Genomic DNA, 20960 nt, shown 5'->3' with positions numbered 1-20960 from the left:
TGTCACCTGTCATCAGCGGCCATTGCCTCCTGCAGGCTCCGCGGCCTCATGTCGGTCCAGTTCTCCTCGATGTACTCGAGGCACTCCGCCCTGCTCGCCGGACCCAGCTTGGTCTGCCAGCCGGCCGGGATCTCGCTGAACGTGGGCCACAGCGAGTGCTGACCCTCGTCGTTCACCAGTACGAAGAATTCACCGTTCTCGTCATCGAAAGGGTTGGTGCTCATGAGTCAGCTCCTAGCTCGGGATTGGCTATCAGACGGTTGAGGTTGCGGCTGATCTCCGCCGCGTTGTCGGGCCAGTACATTTCCTGGTGCGTGCAGTCCAGGTCGATCCGCCGCACCCGCCCATCGGTGTGTTCCTGCCACAGGACGTCGAACTCGACCTCGAGCTCACGCTTCTCCCGCGTCGCCGGGTCGAGCAGCGCGTTGAAGAACACCGGATCGCCACGGAAGACGGGCGAGTCGTACTGCTGCATCAGAACGGTGTGATCGACCAGGATCGAAGAAGCGGTCTCCACCAGGAACGGGTACTCCTCCATACCGGACAAGTGGCCCATGTAGTTCGCCAGGAACTCGCGCACCATTGCCTCGTCCGGAGCGTCGAAGCGCGCGAAGTGGCTGGCCGGAACACAGTCCAGCAGGGCGAGCAGAGCGACCTCATGGCCTTGCCGCTGCAGCTCCGCCGCCATGGCGTGGGCGATCGTGCCCCCGAAGGACCAGCCGAGCAGGTAGTACGGCCCGGTCGGCTGGATCTCGAAGACGTGCGCCAGATAGTCGGCCACCATCTCCTCGATCGAGGCCGGCCGCGGCGACTTCCCGTCGAAACCCCGAGCCTGTACGCCGTACAGCGGGTGCGCCTTGTCCAAGTGAGGTGCGAACCCCATGTACGGCCAGCACAGGCCACCGCCTGGATGCAGCCACCACAACGGCGCCTTGTCACCGCCTGTGCGGATCGGCAGCACGACAGCGAACGGATCCTCGAACCCGATCTCCTCGTCACCGGCCAGGTGTGCGGCCAGCTCCGCCACTGTCGAATGCTGGAAGACCAAGCGGATCGGTACGTCGACCCCCAGTTCCTCCCGAATCCGCCAGATCAGGCGAATCACGCGCAGGGAGTGGCCGCCCAAGGCGAAGAAGTCGTCATCCACACCGATCCGGTCGATGCCCAGCACTTCAGCGAACAGACTCGCCAGAGTCTCCTCACGCGGGCTGCCAGGAGCTCGGTACTCCCCCGCCGCCGAGTCCGGCTCCGGCAGCGCGACTCGGTCGACCTTGCCGTTCGTCGTGAGCGGCATCCGATCGAGAACCACGATCTCCGCCGGAACCATGTACTCCGGGAGCCTGGCCGAGAGCTCCTGTCGCAGCTGGGACGGCAGTTTCGATGCGCGGCGGGACACCACCGGGGCGTTGGCCAGGAGCGTTCCGACCGGCGTCGTCCGGTACACGCCGTCACAGCAGACCGAGCCGCGATCGGCCAGCAGGATCGCTTCGAAGCAGTCCGCCGACTCGACCGACCAGGTGCAGTACACCACCAGGTCACGCTCAGCGGCCCACTCCTCGAGGCGGGCCGGATCGAGCGATCCCTTCGGGTCGTACGCCGCTCCCTCGCCCGCGGCCTCGCTCACGAGCCGTTCGTTCGGGACTCGGGTCAGCCGCAACCGGCCACCATGGCGTGCCAGAGCTTGCTCGATGTCCGACAGGCTCTGCACCTCAGCGCCCCATACCGCGATCGGCAGCACATCGAGACGCAACGGCGAAGCCGGCTGCTTGTGCAGCACCACCTCGTACCGGTGGCGGGTCAGCTCGTTGTGGTAGTCACCCTGCTTGAGCCGGATGTCCGCACCGGTGGCTGCCGGCTGCTTGGCTGCCCACGCGGTGAAGAAGCCCGGGTCCAGCACAAGCTCCTTCTCGCCGAGCAGCGCTCGCTCGACCGCGGCCTGTACTGCGGCCGGTGAGTCGCCGGGATACTGAGCGCGGTGCACCGCCGTACGGAAAGCACGCAAGGTCCGGTAGTTGCGGACGTCACCGACGAGGATTCGCCCGCCCGGAGCAAGCAGCTCCATGCTCGTGTCCAGGACTCTGGTCAGGTAGGCGGCGTCCGGGAAGTACTGCACCACCGAGTTGATGATGATCGTGTCGAAGAACTCTGTCGGCAGCCCGTCTCCGTCGTCAGCAGGCTGGCACCGCAAGGTGACTTTGTCGCGCAGACCCGGGTCAGCGCCGACCTGGGTCCGGAGCCGCTCGATCACCGGAGCCGAGAAGTCGGTGCCCCAGTACTCCTCCACCCGCGGCACCAGCGGGCCGAGCAGCAGACCCGAACCGACACCGATCTCGAGCACCCGCTGCGGCTGCAGCGAAACGATGCGCTGCATGACCGCGTCGCGCCAGCGTCGCATCTCGTCCAGCGGGATCGCGTCGTTCGTGTACGACCGGTTCCAGCCGGTGAAGTCGTCTCCGACTCCTTCGGCGCCGACCTCCGTCTCGCCGTACATGACGTCGTAGATCTCGCGCCACTCCTCGACCTGATCGACAGCGTCATCGTCGGACGCAGCGGTTCCGTCCGGTACGACGTAGGCCATCAGCCGCCGTTCGCCCAGACTGTCGGTCCGGACGATCGCCACAGCCTGAGCGACGCCCTCCTGACTCCGTAGCACGGCCTCCACCTCGCCGGGCTCGACCCGGAATCCGCGCAGCTTCACCTGATCGTCGACCCGGCCGGCGTATTCGACCAAGCCCTCCGAGTTCCACCGAGCGCGGTCGCCGGTCCGGTACATCCGGGCGCCGGGCCGACCGAACGGATCAGGGACGAACCGCTCACCGGTCAGTCCCGGACGGCCGAGGTACCCACGGGCGACCCCGTCTCCGGCGACATACAGCTCACCCACCACACCAGGCGGCACCAGCCGCAAATTCTCGTCCAGCAAGTACACCCGGCTGCCCTGCATCGGCTCACCGATCGGCAACGGATCGGTGCAGGACGCAAGATCTTCCACCCGGTACCGCGTCGCGAACGTCGTGATCTCGGTCGGTCCGTAGCCGTTGACGACCACGACGCCCGGACAGGTCTCGAGCACCCGGCGGACGGCAGCCGGAGACAACACGTCACCGCCGGCCCACACCTCAGCCACGTTGGCGAAACACTCGGGCTGCTGCTCGGCAACCATCGCGAACAAGCCTGCCGTCAACCAGAGACCGGTGATCTCGTGCGTCGCGATCAAGCCCGCCAACTCCGCGGTTCCCAGCCGCCCGGCAGGTGCCAGCACCGCGGTGCCGCCGGAGAGCAAGGGCGCCCACAGCTCGTAGGTGGACGCGTCGAACGTGTGCGGCGAGTGCACCAGCACGCGGCGATGAGCCGGACCGGACCAGCAACTGTCGAGAGCCAGATCGACGACGTTGCGATGCGTCGCCTCCACTCCCTTCGGCTGCCCGGTCGAACCCGAGGTGTACATGACGTAGGCGACGCTCGACTCCGCCACGAGTTGCTCGTTGAGCGGACCGTCCGGACAGGCGTCCAGTGACACGTCGCCGAACCGGAGATCGACCGTCACCGCGGGATCGACGTCCGCGAGTACGAACTCGACCCGGTCGGCCGGATCGCCGGGGTTGACCGGTACGTACGCGGCACCCGTCTTGAGCACTCCGAGAATCGTTGCTACGAGCAACGGTGACCGTTCCAGCGTCAGCGCCACGCGGCGCCCCGGTCCGGCGCCGCGCTCGCGGAGACAGTGCGCGAGGCGGTTGGTCCAACGGTCCAGTTCGGCATACGTCCACGTGTCGGTGCCCGCGACCAGCGCGATGGCGTCCGGCGTACGGGCCGCCTGTGCCGAGAACCGCTCGTGGACGGTTCCGGCCGCGAAGGTCTCGTCGCGGCCCGGTCCCGACCACCTGGTCAGCGCGGCACGCTCACCGTCGGTGACCACCTCGGCCGCCGCGATGGGCGCGCCGGGGGCGGAGACGAACTGCGTGAGCAGCTGACGCCAGCGCGAGACAAGGGTCTCGACCGTCGCGGCGTCGAACAGATCGGTCGCGTACTCCGCGACGCCGGTGAGCCGCCCGGTCCCGTCCGCCGCGTACCGCTCGGTGACGCTGAGGAACAGGTCGAAGCGGGAGGTCCCGAGGAGCACCGGCTCGTGGGACACCGTGAGCCCGTCCAGGGCGAACGCGGGCTGCGCGTTGTTCTGCAACGCCAGCGACACCTGGAACAACGGGTGGTGCGCGGTCGACCGGGCCGGGTTGAGGATCTCGACCAGGTGCTCGAACGGGATGTCCTGGTGGTCATAGGCCGCGAGGCTGGCCTCGCGCACCCTGGCGACCAGCTCCTCGAAGCTCGGATCGCCGGAGGTGTCGGTCCGCAGCACCCAGGTGTTGACGAAGAAGCCCACCAGATCCTTGAGCGCCTCGTCGGTCCGGCCGGCGATCGGCGAGCCGATCGGAACATCGGTGCCGGCGCCGAGCCTGGTCAGCAGTGCGGCCAACCCGGCTTGAAGCACCATCGACACCGTCGCGCCGGTCTCGCGGGCGAGTCGCCGAACGCCGTCACTCAGCGTTTCGTCGAACTCGAACCAGGACAGCTCGCCGGCGTGCGAGGCAACCGCCGGCCGTGGCCGGTCGGTCGGCAGCTCGATTGCCTCGGGCAACTGAGCCAGCTGCCCCGTCCAGTAGTCCAGCTGCTCGCGGTACAGGCTTCCGGAGTCGTTGCGGTCGCCGAGCAGCTCACGCTGCCAGAGGGTGTAGTCGGCGTACTGGACCGGCAACGGTTCCCACTGCGGCTCCCGGCCCTCACAACGCGCCGCATAGGCAGCGACCAGATCCTCGGCCAGCGGCCCGAGCGACCAGCCGTCGGCCGCGATGTGGTGTACGGGAACCATGAACACCGACTCGGTCGGTGACAGCCGGAACAGCCATGCCCGCAGCGGGATCTCCGTCCCGAGGTCGAACGGCTGACTGGCCGCGTTCCGCAACGCCTGAACCAGGCCGGCCTCCGCGACGGTCTCCTCATGCCACGGCACGTCGGCCGCCGAGGGATCGAGAATGTCCTGGTAAGGCTGACCGTCGGCCTCACCGAAGATCGTCCGCAGTGACTCGTGCCTGGTCACCACGTCCTGCAACGCCCGCCGCAGAGCATCGGCGTCCAACTCGCCGCTCATCCGCAAAGCGAGCGGCATGATGTACGTCGCCGACGGCCCCTCGAAGCGGTGGATGAACCACAGCCGTTGCTGCGCGAACGACAACGGCACCCGCTCCGGACGCTCGACCACCTCCAGCTTCGGCCGCAGGTCCTCTTCACCCGTCAGGTACACCGCCAGCTCGGAGACCGTCGGTGCCTGGAAAACCGCGCGGATCGGGATCTCGACCCCGTGAACTGTCCGCACCCGACTCACCAGCCGGGTGGCCAGCAGCGAGTGTCCGCCGATCGCGAAGAAGTCATCGTCGACGCCGACCCGCTCCAGCCCGAGCACTTCGGCGAAGAGAGCGCAGAGCGACTCCTCCTCGGGCGTCGTCGGCGCACGGCCACCGATCGTGGCCAGGTAGTCGGGAGCCGGCAGAGCTTTCCGGTCCAGCTTGCCGTTGGGGGTCAGCGGTACCGCGCCGATGGCGACGACGGCCGAGGGCACCATGTACTCCGGCAGCTTCTCCTGGACATACCCGCGAAGGGCGACCAGGAGGGAGCCGATGCCACGAGCGGCAGCGGGGTCGTTGACCAGAGCGCGACCATCCGTCGCCGCGACGTACGTGCCGGTGACGATCTCCAGCTGCCCGGCGGGCGCCAGCACCACGTCGTACAGGTCGACCGCTCTCGGGGACCAGGTGACGATCGCGTCCAAGCCGCGTTCCGATGCCCAGTTCTTGAGTTCCTGTGGGTCGAGCGCGGGCTGCGGTACCGGGTTCGAGTCCTCCAGGCCGAGCTCTCGGGCCGCCTTCGCCTCCGCGGCAACTCGCGCGTTGGGGATCGCGGTGATCCGCACCGCCGAATCTGTCGGGACCTGCTGGAGATCACCGGACCAGCCATGCACCGGAAGGTCGTCGACCGCGGTGAGTGCTACCGAAGACGCCTTGTGGAGGACCACTTCGTACCGGTGCCGCGTCAGCTCGTTGTGCGCGTTGCCGTCCTTCAGCCGGATGTCGACACCAGCGCCGACGCGGCTCGCCCAGAGCGCGAACCACTCGGGGTCGATCACGAGCTCCTTCTCGAGCAGCATGGCCTGCTCGACCGCCGCACGCTTCAGCGCCGGGGCCGACTCCGGATGCTGAACTCGCTGTACGCCGGTCTGCAGCAGCGCAAGGGAGGCCCTGCGCCGGATGTCACCGAGAACCAGCCGGCCGTCGTCGGCCAGCAACTCCCACGCGTTGTCCAGAACCTGCTCGAGGTACCGCTCGTTCGGGAAGTACTGCGCGACCGAGTTCAGCACGATGGTGTCGAAGGTTCCCCGCGGCAAGCCCGACAGGTCGTCGGCCGGCTGGCATCGCAACTGGACCCGGTCTTCGAGACCGGCCTGTTCCACCTGACGTCGCAGCCGCTCGACGACGGCCGGCGAGAAGTCAGTGGCCCAGTACTGCTCGACCTGACCGGCGATCGGAGCCAGCAACAGACCGGAGCCGACACCGAGTTCCAGGATGGTGCGGGGAGAGCGTGACATCACCTGTTCCACCGCGGCGTCGCGCCAGGCCCGCATCTCCTCCAGCGGGATCGAGTCACCGGTGTAGCTGGACCTCCACAGGTCGAAGTCCTCGCCCCACGCCTGATCGGCGGACTCGACATAGGCCTGGTCGTAGACCAGCTGCCACTCCTCGACCTGCTCGCTCGCCCCTTCGTCGGTGCCGATGCCGGAGAGATCCGGCGTGACGTAGCCGACCAGCCGGACGTCGCCGGGCTGGTCCTCGCGGGCGATCACGACGGCCTGGCGTACCGCAGGGTGCGACACCAGCACGTGTTCGATCTCGCCCGGCTCGACCCTGAAGCCCCGGATCTTGATCTGATGATCGGCGCGCCCGATGAACTCGAGTTCGCCCCGCACCGTCCAGCGTGCCTTGTCGCCGGCGCGGTACATCCGTGCACCCGGCGCTCCGAACGGGTTGGCGACGAACCGCTCCGCCGTCAGCCCCGGGCGGCCGTAGTACCCGCGAGCGACACCGTCACCCGCGATCCACAGATCGCCGGGAACGCCCGCCGGTACGGGCTGCAGCGACTCGTCCAGGATCAGGATCTGCGTGTTGGCGATCGGGTGGCCGATCGTGGGCGCGGCGCCGACCGAGACCGTCGCCGCGGTCGACCAGATCGTCGTCTCGGTCGGTCCGTACAGGTTGGTCACGTGATCGGCGTGCTTGCTCAGCGTCTCGGCCAAGGCTGCGGGCAGCGCCTCACCACCGGTGAGGACGCGCAGACCAGCCATTCGGACGGGATCGTGGTCGACCAGCAACTGCCACAGCGACGGCGTGGCCTGCATGATCGAGACATCGTTGGTCTCGATCAGGTCGAAGACCACGGCCGGCTGCGAGACCTGCTCCTTGTCGGCCAGCACCACCTGGGCGCCGGCCAGCAGAGGCAGGTAGAGCTCCAGCCCGGCGATGTCGAACGAGACCGTGGTGACCGCCAATAAGCGGTCTGCCGCGGTCAGGCCGAACCGGTCCTGCATCGAAGCCAGGAAGTTGACCAGTGCGCCGTGCTCGATCACCACGCCCTTCGGCGTACCGGTCGATCCGGAGGTGTAGATGGCGTACGCCGTGTTCGACAGCGCGACCGGAACTCCCGGGTCGTCCTCGGAACAGCCCGACAGGTCTGCTCCAGCGAGCCGCTCGGCGTCGAGTACCAGCACCGGTTCGCAGTCCGAGACCACGAACTGCACCCTGGTGCCCGGGTAGTCCGGGTCAACCGGGACGTACGAGCCACCGGCCTTCATGACCGCCAGCAGCGCCACCATCAGATCGACCGAACGCGGCAGCAACACCGCAACGCGGAGCTCCGGCCGGACTCCTTCACTGATCAGCCAGTGCGCCAACTGGTTCGCCCGGCGGTTCAACTCGGCGTACGTCACCGACTCCTCGCCACGGACGACAGCAACCGCGTCCGGCGTACGTCGTACCTGTTGCTCGAACTGCGCCGGGACAGTCAACTGCGGAACCGCCATGGCTGTGTCGTTCCAGCCGGTGACGAGCTGATCCCGCTCCCCCGGACTCAGCACGTCGACCTGGCCGACTCGTACCGCCGGATCCGCCACGACCTGCTCGATCACCCGGACGAACCGGGCGGCGATCTTCTCCACCGTCGACCGGTCGAACAGATCGGTCGCGTACTCGATACCGCCGACCACCGACTCGCCCGTTTCGTCAGGCGACAGGTTGAAGAACAGATCGAACTTCGCGGTGCCCGTCGACACCGGCTCCACGACCACGTCGACGCCGGGGAGCACCAGGTCGGGCCGCACGTTGTTCTGCCACGCGAACATCACCTGGAACAACGGATGGTGCGCCGTCGACCGCTCCGGCCGCAGCAACTCCACCAATCGCTCGAACGGCACATCCTGATGGTCGTACGCCGCCAGCGCCTGCTCCCGGACGCCGTCCACCAACCGCTCGAACGGCAGGTCCGGGCCTAGCTGCACCCGCAACACCCAGGTGTTGACGAAGAACCCCACCAGGTCGTTCAGTGCCTCGTCGGTCCGGCCTGCGATCGGGGAGCCGATGGTCAGGTCGTCGCCACCACCGAGGCGGTTCAGCAGCACGGACAGTGCCGCCTGGAAAACCATCGACACGGTGACACCGCGGGAACGGGCCAGCTCCTCGACACCGGCCAGCAGTTCGCCCGGCAGGCTGAATTCCAGCACGTCACCGCGATAACTCGCCACCACCGGCCGCGGCCGATCCGACGGCAACGCCAAAGGTTGCGGAATCCCTTCCAGCGCGTTCCGCCAGTAGCCGGCCTGGACCGACAGCACGCTCTGCGGATCGGTCTCGTCTCCGACCAGCTCTCGCTGCCAGAGCGCATAGTCGGAGTACTGCACCGGCAGCTCCGGCCACACCGGGACGGCGCCGGACACCCTTGCCTGATAGGCGATCGACAGGTCGCGGGCCAGCGGCGCCATCGAGCCACCGTCACCGGCGATGTGATGGATCACCAGCGCGAGGACGAAGTCCTCCGGGCCACAGCGGAAGACGGACGCCCGGATCGGTACGTCGGCCGACAGGTCGAACCGGTAGCTGGCCACCGACGCCAGCATTCCGGCCACCCCCTCCGGCTCCACGTCGATGACCGGAACATCGAGCCGAACGTCGGCGGCGGGAAGGATCCGCTGGAAGGCGTCACCCTCGGCATCCTCGACGATCAGGGTCCGCAGACTCTCGTGCCGGCCGATGACGTCGTGGATGGCGGCCACCATCGCGTCGAGATCGAGCGCACCCTTCAGCCGCAGCGCGGCCGGCAGGTTGTACGTGGCGGACGGCCCTTCGAGACGGTCGATGAACCAGAGCCTCTGCTGGGCGTACGACAGCGGGATCATGTTGGTCTTCACCTTTCGGTCATCCGGCGCAGTGGCTTCCGAACGGGGGCGGTCAGGTCCTTGCAGCGCTGGGCGAGGCCGGCGACGGTGGGCGCCGCGAACACGGTCCGGATCGGAATCTCGATCCCGACCACGGTCCGGGCCCGGGCCACCAGGCGGGTGGCCAGCAGCGAGTGGCCGCCGAGCGCGAAGAAGTCGTCGTCCACGCCGATCCGCTCGATGCCCAGCACGTCCGCGAACAGGGCGCACAACTGTTGCTCCAGCGGCGTCCCGGGCGCCCGGTAGGCCCCACCGACGAACTCGGGCCGCGGCAGGGCCGAGCGGTCGAGCTTCCCGTTCGGGGTCAGTGGCAGTTCGGCCAGCACCATCACCGCCGCCGGGATCATGTACGCCGGAAGCCGCGCGCCCACCGAGGCCCGCAGCTCGTCGGTGGCCGGAGTCCCGTCACCGGTCCGGGTCACGTAGGCGACCAGCCGGACGTCGCCCGGCTGGTCCTCCCGGGCGACCACTACGGCCTGGTGCACCGCGGGATGGTCGGTCAGCGCCGCCTCGATCTCGGCCGGCTCGATCCGGAAGCCGCGGACCTTGAGCTGGTGATCGGTCCGGCCGACGAACTCGAGTTCGTTCGCGCTGTTCCAGCGAGCCGTGTCGCCGGTGCGGTACATCCGGCTGCCCGGCTCGCCGAAGGGGTTGGCGACGAACCGCTCGGCCGTCAGCCCGGGGCGGCCGTGGTACCCGCGAGCGACACCGTCACCGGCGATCCACAGATCGCCGGGTGCACCGGCGGGCACGGGTTGCAGGGACGCGTCCAGGACGAAGACCTGGGTGTTGCCGATCGGGCGCCCGATGGTCGGCGCGGTACCCGGCACCACCTCGGCGACGGTCGACCAGATGGTTGTCTCGGTCGGCCCGTAGAGGTTGGTCACCTTCGCTGCCTGCTTGCAGACCGTTTCGGCCAGCGCGGCCGGCAGCGCCTCACCACCGGTGAGCACCCGCAGACCGGCCAGTCGTGCCGGGTCCTCGGTGACCAGCATCTGCCACAGCGACGGCGTCGCCTGCATGATCGTCACCTGGGCCCGCTCGATCAGGTCGAGGACGACCGCGGGCTGCGAGACCTGCTCCTTGCCGGCCAGGACCACGCTCGCGCCGGCCAGCAACGGCAGGAAGAGTTCCAGCCCGGCGATGTCGAAGGCGACCGTCGTGACCGCCAGCAGCCGGTCACCGGCCGACAGACTGAACTTGTCCTGCATGGACGACAGGAAGTTCACCAGCGCCCCGTGCTCGATCACGACACCCTTCGGGGTCCCGGTCGAACCAGACGTGTAGATCGTGTACGCCGTGTTCGCCATCGCGACCGGCACGAGCAGATCGTCCTCGCCGTACGCCGCCAGATCCGCGGCGGCCAGCCGTTCTTCGTCCAGGACGAGGACCGGTGCGCAGTCCGACACCACGAACTCGACCCGCGCCGCCGGGTAGTCGGGATCGACCGGTACGTATGATCCACCGGCCTTGAGGATCGCCAGCAACGCGACCACCAGATCGGTTGACCGTGGCAACAACACCGCGATCCGGGACTCGGGTCCGACGCCCTGAGCGGCCAGCCATCGGGCCAGTCGGTTCGCGCGCCGGTTCAGTTCGCCGTACGACGTGGTCCGGTCGCCGCAGCTCACGGCCGGTGCGTCCGGCGTCTCGCGTACCCGCCGCTCGAACAACGTCGTGACCGTGGCCGGCTCGACTGCCGTCGTGGTGTCGTTCAGACCGTTGAGCAGCAGGTCGCGCTCTCCCGTACTCAGCACGTCGACCGCGCCGACCCGTTGCAGCGGGTCGCTGACGACCTGCTCGACGACCCGGACGAAGCGGGCCGCGATCTCCTCGACGGTGGATCGGTCGAACAGGTCGGTCGCGTACTCGATGCCGCCGGCCACCGACCGTCCGGTGCTGTCCGGAGCCAGATTGAAGAACAGGTCGAACTTGGCCGTGCCCGTCGTGACCGGCTCGATCGACACGTCCAGGCCGGGCAGTTCGAGGTCGGGCCGCACGTTGTTCTGCCAGGCGAACATCACCTGGAACAAGGGGTGATGCGCCGTCGACCGCTCCGGCCGCAGCAGCTCGACCAGCCGCTCGAACGGCACGTCCTGGTTGTCGTACGCCGCCAGTGCCTGGCCGCGGACCTCGTCCAGCAACCCGTCGAAACCGCGATCGGGCCGCGGCCGGACCCGCAGTACCCAGGTGTTGACGAAGAACCCGATCAGGTCGTTGAGCGCGTCGTCGGTCCGGCCCGCGATCGGCGAACCGATGGTCAGGTCGTCGCCGCCGCCCATCCGGTGCAGCAGCACCGCGAGCGCTGCCTGGAAGACCATCGAGACCGTGACCCCACGAGCGCGGGCCAGCTCCTCGACGCCGGTCAGCAACTCCGGTGGCAGCGCGAAGTCCACGATTCCGCCGCGGAAGCTGGAGGCCACCGGCCGCGGCCGGTCGGTCGGCAGCGCCAGCGGCTGCGGGACACCTTCGAGTTCGTCCCGCCAGTAGGCGGCCTGCACCGACTGCAGGCTCCGCGGATCCGATTCTTCACCCAGCAGCTGCCTTTGCCACAGGGCATAGTCGGCGTACTGCACGTGCAGCTCCGGCCATCCCGGAGCATCGCCGGCCGTGCGAGCGCGGTAGGCCGCCGACAGGTCGCGAGCCAGCGGCGCCATCGAACCACCGTCGCCGGCGATGTGATGGAGAACCAGCACGAGGACGAAGTCCTCGGGGCCGCTTCGCAACAGGGTGGTTCGCAGCGGAAGATCCGCCGACAGGTCGAACTGGTAGCCCGCGACGCCGGACACCACCTCAGCCACGGCAGCAGGTTCGACGAAGCCCCGGTCCTCCCAGAACAGCTCCGCTTCTTCCGGCGGGATCACTGTCTGGTGGGGACGTCCGTCGCTCTCCCCGAAGACCGTGCGCAGGGCTTCATGGCGTGCCACCACATCCTGCAGGGATGCTCGCAGCGCCACGGCGTCCAGCCGGCCCCGGAGTCGCAGGACCTGCGGGATGTTGTAGGTCGACGACGGTCCGTCGAATCGGTCGATGAACCACAACCGCTGCTGCGCATACGAAAGCGGCAACGGCTCCGGCCGGACCGCGCGCCGCAGTTCGAGCCGGGCGCCGGTGGAACCGGTCAGCTGAGCGGCCAGCCCCGCGACGGTCGGCTCCGAGAACACCGTCCGGATCGGGATCTCCACCCCGAGCACGGCCCGGGCCCGCGCGACCAGTCTGGTGGCGAGCAGCGAGTGTCCGCCGAGCGCGAAGAAGTCGTCGTCCACCCCGACCCGCTCGACCCCGAGCACGTCCGCGAACAGGCCACACAGCACCTCCTCCTGCGGCGTACCGGGCGCGCGGTAGACGCCGCCACCGAACTCCGGCCGGGGCAGGGCCGAACGATCCAGCTTCCCGTTCGGCGTCAGCGGCAACGCGGTCAGCACGACGACCGCCGCCGGCACCATGTACGCCGGAAGCCGCCCGCCGACGAAGGTCCGCAGCTCCTCGGCCACTGGCTGGTCGTCCTCCGTCTCCGGAGTCACGTAGGCCACAAGCCGCAGATCGCCCGGCTGATCCTCCCGCGCTACGACGACCGCTTGACGCACCGTGGGATGAGCGGCCAGCGCGTACTCGATCTCGGCCGGCTCGATCCGGAAACCCCGGAGCTTGAGCTGGTGATCGACCCGTCCGACGAACTCCAGTTCGCCGTCGGCACTCCACCGCGCCTTGTCACCGGTGCGGTACATCCGCTCCCCCGGCGCGCCGAACGGGTTCGGCACGAAGCGCTCGGCGGTCAGCCCGGGACGTCCGTAGTACCCACGAGCGACCCCGGCCCCGGCGGCGTACAGCTCACCGAGGGTTCCGGGCGGGACCGGCTTGAGCCCCGGTCCGAGGAGATAGAGCTGCATGTTGCCGAGCGGGCCACCGATCGGCAGGCTCGCGCCCTGGGTCCACGACCGGCCCGCCTCCAACGTGAACGCCGTGGTGTAGAAGGTCTCGCTCGGCCCATAGGTGTTGATGATCCGTACGTCGGGCAGGACGGCTCGCGCGCGTTCGATCAGCGCGTTCGTCAACGTCTCGCCACCGAGTACGACGGTACCGACCTGCAGCCGCTCGCCGACCTGGTCGACCAGTTCGGCGAAGGCCGACGGGACGGTGCTGATCACTCCGCCCTGCCAGTGATCGCGCTCCCCGACCACCAGGACGTCCCGGACCAGTTCGACGCAGCCGCCGGAGCAGAGCGTGGCGAACAGTTCCCAGACCGAGATGTCGAAACCGACCGACGTACCGGAGAGCAGTTTCGAGCCTGGCGGCTCGGCCAGGTAGTCACGCATCCGGAGCACGGCGTTGACGAGCACCCGCTGCGTCACCGCCACGCCTTTGGGGATGCCTGTCGTCCCGGAGGTGGTCAGGACGTAGGCCAGGTTGTCCGGCCGCAACGGCCGGCCGCGATCTGCGTCGGTCGGCTCGTCCGACCTCGCGTCCGGGGTGGTCAGTACGTCTTCGAGGTAGAGCCGCGGGATGTCGGCCACCGGCACCAGGCCATCGGTGTCGGCGTCCGTCACGACGAACAGCGGCCGGGCCGACGCCAGCGCTGTCGCGACTCGTTCGCTCGGGTAGTTCGGATCGACCGGCAGATACGCCGCGCCGGCCTTGACGACGCCGAGCAGCCCGACCAGCAGATCGACCGTCCGCGGGAGCGCGACGGCGACCACGGCATCGGGGCCGACGCCACGCCTGATCAACTGGTGCGCCAGCACGTTCGCCTTCTGGTGCAGCTCCCGGTAGGTGAGCGTGCGGCCCTCCGCTTCGACAGCGACCAACTCAGGAGTGTTGCGTGCCTGTTCGGCAAGGAGGTCCGGAACCGTCACCTCCGGCAGATCCACCGCCGTCTGGTTGAGCGTCCGTACCAGTCCGTCCCGCTCGTCCTCGGTCAGTACGTCGATCTGGCGCACGGTCGTGCTCGGATCGACGGCCAACTGCCGCAGGACGCGGGTCAGCCGGTCGGCCAGTCGTTCCGCGGCAGACTCGTCGAGTACGTCGGGCTGGTACTGCAGGCTGAGACGAAGGTGCGGCTCAGCCGCTGCCAGGACGGTCGCGGCGTAGTGCGTCGCGGCGTACGGGCGGATGCCGGTGACCGCGATCCCGGCCGACGAAGTTGCCTCGGTCAGACCGGCCCGGTCGACCGGGAAGGACTCGAAGACCACGAGGGTGTCGAACAGCGTGCTCAGTCCGCTCGCGCGCTGGATGTCGCCCAGTCCGTAGTGGTTGTGATCAAGCAGGCTTGCCTGGCTGTTCTGCACCGTGGCGAGCAGGCCGGCGACGGTCGCGCCCGGCGTACAGTCGATCCGCACCGGCACGGTGTTGATGAACAGGCCGATCATCGCGTCGACCCGATCGAGGTCGGCGGGCCGTCCGGAAACGGTGGTGCCGAACAGCACCTCCTGGCGACCGGTGAGCTCTGCCATCACCAGCGCCCAGGCCACCTGGACCACGGTGTTCAGCGTCACGCCGGCTTCGGCGGCGCGCTGCGACAGCAAGCCTGAGTCCTCAGCTGAGAGGGCCAGGTCCACCTGGCCGACTCCGCTGGATCGATTCTCGCCTGCAGGCGTCGAGATGGCGGCCGAGAGCAGCGTCGGTTCCTGTACCGACCCCAGCTCGGCGGCCCAGGCCCGGGCTCCGGCATCGCGGTCGTAACGTGACAACCACTGAAGGAAGTCGCGGTAGCTCCGTTTCCGCGGCACTGCCGCTACGTCGCTGCCGGCGGCGTACAGGCGCATGAGTTCCTGCATGATCAGCGGCAACGACCATCCGTCGAACAACACGTGATGAGCCGTCAGGACCAGCTCGGCGCGATCTGGCTCGAGCGTGACCAGGGTGAAGCGCAGCAGCGGAGGTGCCGCCGGGTCGAAGTGGGTAGCGCGCTCCTCGGCCAGGATGCGATCGAACTCCACCTCGCTGCCGGCCACGCCAGTGAGATCGACGTGTTGCCAAGGCACCTGAAGCTCGTCCACCGGCACCTGCACCTTGTCACCGGTGAGGGTGGGCACGAACGCCACCCGCAGGTTCGGGTGCCGGTCTAGCAGGGATTGCGCCGCATCCCGCATGAGCGCCGGATCCACTCGCCCAGCGAGCCGGAAGACGAACTGGGTCTGATAAGCGTCGAACGTCGTACCGGCCAGCATCGCGTGGAACAGCAGGCCCGACTGCAGCGGCGTGAGCGGCCAGACGTCGGCGAGCCGGCCATAGCGCTCCTGCCAGCCGTTCAGCTCCGGCTGGGTGACGTTCACCATCGGTACGTCGGACGGCGTCAGCCCGCTGCCCCCGTTGTCGACGTTGGTCGCCAGGCTCTGCAGAGCCGCACACCAACTGCCGGCCAGCTCTTCGACCTCATCCTCGGCCAGCACGCCGGTGGCGAAGGTGAACAGGCCGACCAACTGCTCGCCGTCACTCCCCTGGCCGACCACCGCGTTGAGTTCGAGGGAGGACAACAGCGGCATCTCGGCGGCCGGCGCCGCGACCAGCTCAGGACGCTCCGGCGCGAGCGCCCAGCCTTCCCAGCTGAAGCGACCCAGATAGTTGAAGCCGATCTCGTCCGCGGGCCGGCGGCTGAGCACAACGGCCGTCTCCGGGTTCGCGAAGCGGAGCAGGCTGTAGCCGATGCCTTTCTCCGGTACCGAACGAAGTTGCTCCTTGACCGCCATCAGTGCGGCCGCCGCGGCCTGGCCACCACTCATCGCACCACGCAGGTCGACCTGTGCAACGTCCAGCCGGACCGGATGCAGCGTCGTGAACCACCCGACAGTGCGAGACAGATCGGCCCCCGGCGCAAGGCTTTCCTCACGACCATGGCCTTCCAACCGCACCACAGGGGTCCCGGTACTACGAGTAGCGTCCGCCTTGACGCGCAGGGCCAACGCCAGCGCCGTCAGCAACACCTCGTCGACACCACAGTGGTAGGCGGCGGTCACCTTGTCGAGCAGCTCCGCGGTCAGCCCGGCCGGCAGCTCGACCCGGACCGTCTTCGCAGTACGGGTGAGGTCGACCGCAGGGTCGAGTGGCCGGTTGCCGATCACTTCGGTCGGCTGGTCGAGCAGGTCCGTCCAGTGACTCAGTTCGGCGACCCGATCGGGGTCGGCCGCCTCATCAGCGAGCGCATGCAGCCACCGTCGCAGCGACGTAGTCACTGCAGGCAGGCTCGGCTCGACTCCGCTCCGGGCTGCCTGCCAGGACGTCACCAGATCAGGCAGCAGCACTCGCCACGAGACGCCGTCGATGATCAAGTGATGGGCCGCGAGCAACAACCTGGCCGACGCCGTGCCCGGCGAGTTGAACAGCACGGCCTGCAGCAACGAGCCCTGGGTGGCGTCGATCCGCCGTACGGCGTTTGTTGCCTCGGACTCCAATCGGTCCTGCCAGGCCGGTGAACTCCAGTCGCCTTCCCACTGGACCTGGGTCAGCAGCCGGGCAGCATCGATCGAGCCCGCCGGGCCGACGACCAGACCGTCGGCGTCCAGCCGCGCACGCAGTACGTCGTGGTGGTCCATAAGGTTGCCAAGGGCAACCGCCAGGGTATCGACGGTCAACTCGGCCGGCACTTCGAGCACCAGCCACTGCGCCAGTTTGCCGAGGCCGGGGCCGCGCTCGGCGATCAACTGGGCCATCGGCGGCAACGGCATCCGGCCGACGCCACCACCCTCCAGCTCTTCGAGCACCGGCGCCTCGGTCTGCTGCGCGACCGCCTCGGCCAGCGCGGCCACCGTGCGGCGTTCGAAGACGTCCCGGGGAGTCACCACGAGTCCCCGGGCCCGGGCACCGGAGACGACCTGAATGGCCCGGATGCTGTCGCCACCGATGGCGAAGAAGTCGCTGTCGAGACCGATCCGGGTCATCCCGAGCACCTCGGCGAAGACCTCCGCGAGCGCATGCTCGTCGTCGGTCCGGGGCGCCCGGAAGGGACCGCCGCCGAACTCGGGTTTCGGCAGGGCGGACCGATCCAGCTTGCCGCTCCCGCTCAGCGGGAGGCGGTCCAGGAACACGAAAGCCGCGGGGACGAGATGACTGGGAACCCTGGCGGTCAGGAAGGCCCGCAGGTCACCGGCGGTCAGGCCGGCGCTGAAGTCGAGGTCGCCGTCAGCGTTGCCGATCCCGCCGGCGGCGACCGGTACGACGTACGCGACCAACTGGGTGCCACCCTCGGCGCCACCGGTGTCCCGTGCGACGACGGCGACCTGGGCCACACCGCCGTGCTGGGACAGAGTCGCCTCGATCTCGGCGGGCTCGACCCGGAAACCACGGATCTTCACCTGCTCGTCCGCGCGGCCGGCGAACTCCAGTTCGCCCTCGCCGTTCCAGCGGGCCCGGTCACCCGTGCGGTACATCCGCGTGCCCGGCGCGCCGTACGGGCAGGGGACGAACCGCTCTGCCGTCAGCCCCGCACGATCGCGGTACCCCCGGGCCAGCCCGTCGCCGGCGATGTAGAGGTCGCCGACAGCGCCGGGGGCAACCAGTTGCAGCGAGCTGTCGAGAACGTACAGCTGGGTGTTCCAGATCGGCTTCCCGATCGGTACGACCGTTGCCTCGGGCACGCATTCCCAGGAGGTGACGTCCACGGCCGCCTCGGTCGGTCCGTAGAGGTTGTGCAGCGGCACGTGACCGAGCACCTGACGGAAACGCTCGGCCAGCTCGGGCGGCAGGGCCTCCCCGCTGCAGATGACCCGGCGTAGGCCGGAGAGCGGCTCCGGGTCCGCCAGCCGGACGAACTCCGCGAGCATGGACGGCACGAAGTGCAGCGTGGTGACCTGCTCACGCTGGATCAGCCCGGCCAGGTACGACGGGTCGCGCTGCCCGTCCGGTTTGGCGACGACGAGCCCCGCGCCGGTGATCAACGGCCAGAAGAACTCCCACACCGACACGTCGAAGGACGACGAGGTCTTCTGCAGAACGCGGTCCGACGCGTCCAGCCCGTACCGGTCCTGCATCCACAGCAGGCGGTTCACGATCGCGGCGTGCGAGACCACGACGCCCTTGGGCCGGCCGGTCGATCCCGAGGTGTAGATCATGTACGCCGGGTGCGCCGCCTCGGTGGGCAGGCACAGCTGCGGTCCGCCGTCCAGGTCCAGCTCGTCGACGACCAGCCGTTCGGCGGTACCGCTCGGCAACTGGCCGGCGACCGCAGCCGAGGTGAGCACCAGGGCCGGGTCGGCGTCGGCCAGCATCATCTCGATCCGGGCCTCGGGATAGTCCGGATCGACCGGCACGTACGCCGCGCCGGCCTTCAGGATCGCGACCAGCGCGACCACCAGCTCCAGCGACCGCGGGACGGCCACCGCGACGAACTTCTCCGGCCCCGCGCCGCGCTCGGCGAGGAGTCGCGCGAGACGACCGGAGCGCTCGCTCAGCTCTTGGTAGGTCAGTGAGGCACCTTCGAACCGGACCGCGACCGCGTCCGGACTCTCCCCCGCCTGGCGCTCGAGCAGACCGGTCAGGCTGAGATCGGAGCGAGCTGCCTGCGGACCTCGGGAGACGGAAAGGATCGCCTCCCGCTCGGCATCGGCAGGACTCACGAGCTCTGCGCTGGGATCGGCCATGGCGACGTCCAGGAAGGCGGCGAACCTGTCGGCCAGCGCGCGGACGTCGCTGCCGGAGTAGAGCGTGGCAGGAGCGTCGAAGCGGACGTACAGATCGCTGTCGGGACTGCCGTCGCCGTAGGTCGAGATCATCACCTCGTCGAGCGCGCCGAAGACACCGCCGGCGAAGCGGGCCCGGGCGTCACCGAACCGGAGTTCCTCGACCTGCGGGATGACGTTGACGATCGGGCCGAAGGGGCTCCGGCCGGAGCCCGCCTGCCCGGTCGCGCGCTGGATCAGCGAGAGCTGATGGGTGGCGTGCCGGAGCAGCGACCGGCGCTCGTCGACGATCGAGGCAGCCAGTCCCGCCAGGTTGCAGCCGCGCGGCAACGCGACCCGCAGCGGAAGAATGTTCGACAGCAGACCGGGCGCCCGCCTGGTCGCACCGATCCGGTTGTTCGCGGTGAAAGAGAGCAAAGGCCGGGTGCGGTCGGTCAGCTTCCCGACGAAGGCCGCGGCCGCGGCGACCAGCAGCTCGGGCACCGAGGTGCTCGCCGCCTTCGCTGCTTCAGCCCATCGAGCGACCACCTCGGCCCGGACGGCGCGGGTGGCGCTGGCCATCCCGAGCGGTTGTGACAGGTCGTCCCAGATGGTGACCTCAGTGTCCGTCGTGGCGGCGTGGGGAGGAGGAAGTACGCCGGTCGGTAGCTGCGCCGGCGCGGAGTCCCGCGCGACGTAGGAGACCCAGAACGACTCGTCCTGCGCGAACCGCGCCGAGGCCCGGTAGGCCTGGTCCTTGCTCAAGGCAACTGTCGCTTCGACCACCGGCTGGTCGGTCACCGGTCCGCCGGTCGACAACGCGGTGTAGATCTCCGAGATGCGTTGCGACAGCAGATTGATCAGTCCGAAGGCGTCGGTGACGATGTGGTGGAAGACCAGCACCACGAGAGACCTGGAGCTGCTCACTCGGACGGCACCCATCCGCAGCAGCAACTCCCCGGCCAGGTCGAACGGCCGGCCGACCTGCCCCGCGACGAAGTCGTGGGCCGCGCCGAGCGGATCCTGTTCGGTGCTCGTGTCGGCGAAGAACGGCGACCAGTCGCCGGCCTGCCTGACGACCTGGCGGACCTGGGTGTCGTCGCGCACGAAGTTGACCGTCAAGGGTTTGGCCTCGGCCACCGCGCGGCGCAGTGCGACCGTCAGCCGCTCGGGATCCAGAGCGCCGTCCACTTCCCACACCACGGCGACGTTGTTCGGCTCGTCCGGAGCCAGCTCCTGCGCCAGGTACATGGCCTCCTGCGCCGGCGTGACCTCCGAAGAACCCATGGACGTGTCTCCTCCTCCGTGCACCGACGAATTGCCTGGCATCCCGAGTGTTGTAACGGCAGCTGTACCGGTCAACCTGGCTGACAGACCTGCGCCAGAAACTGCATTCTGCACATTTGATCAAATGCACTTCCTTCGGCCGGAAAGGAAGCTGTGACGCTTCCGACGCGCGCTGAGTGGGTCTTTCCCGGGCAAATGCGGCATGATCGTCCCGTCCGGCATTGACGGCGGACGGTAGTTGGCCGACGACGTATGGTGGACGACGTCGGCCGAGAGAAGTGCACTGGGGAAGGAGGATAGTCACGGTCAGAACCGTTTGACGGCGCTGCACAGCCTGCTGAGGCAGGGCGATCACGCTCGCAGCCCCGGGTCTGGGGGACCCGGACGTGCCATGACACTTCTGTGTCGGCAAATCGCGGGCGCATCGTGTACAGCATTGAGTCAAACATTTGAACATCTCGGAGTCAATCATTTGAAGTGAGCATTCTGCACTCGTTCGAGTGGACCCACTTCAAGTACGGACCGCCCTGAAATACATCCGTATCGTTGAA

The 20960-nt window shown here is 68.7% G+C and carries 3 protein-coding genes; all 3 read right to left on the bottom strand.

The features are described from left to right. Positions 1 to 2: 2 nt before the first annotated feature. The 3 genes from OX958_RS14095 to OX958_RS14085 are packed head-to-tail and all read right to left on the bottom strand — an operon-like array spanning position 3 to position 20409. Entirely contained in the window at positions 3 to 224 is a 222-nt protein-coding gene (locus tag OX958_RS14095) for an MbtH family protein (RefSeq protein WP_270137866.1), read from the bottom strand. Further along, positions 221 to 9505 carry a non-ribosomal peptide synthetase gene (locus OX958_RS14090; RefSeq protein WP_270137864.1) on the bottom strand — a complete coding sequence of 3095 codons (9285 nt, stop codon included), beginning with the start codon at positions 9503 to 9505 and terminating at the stop codon, positions 221 to 223. Before OX958_RS14090 ends, OX958_RS14095 begins: the two co-directional genes overlap by 4 nt. Beyond that, positions 9502 to 20409: a non-ribosomal peptide synthetase gene (locus OX958_RS14085; protein ID WP_270137862.1), complete on the bottom strand. Its 10908-nt coding sequence runs from the start codon at positions 20407 to 20409 to the stop codon at positions 9502 to 9504. The genes OX958_RS14090 and OX958_RS14085 overlap by 4 nt, the downstream gene beginning before the upstream one ends. Positions 20410 to 20960: the final 551 nt, after the last annotated feature.

This window comes from Kribbella sp. CA-293567, assembly GCF_027627575.1.
Taxonomy (GTDB): Bacteria; Actinomycetota; Actinomycetes; order Propionibacteriales; family Kribbellaceae; genus Kribbella.
Note: the sequence above shows the minus strand (reverse complement) of the source record. Positions and strands in the feature narration are given on the sequence as shown.

Excerpts from the sequence above, each read along its gene's own strand:
- OX958_RS14095 (WP_270137866.1), bottom strand. The coding sequence starts at position 224 with ATGAGCACCAACCCTTTCGATGACGAGAACGGTGAATTCTTCGTACTG.
- OX958_RS14085 (WP_270137862.1), bottom strand. The coding sequence starts at position 20,409 with ATGGGTTCTTCGGAGGTCACGCCGGCGCAGGAGGCCATGTACCTGGCG.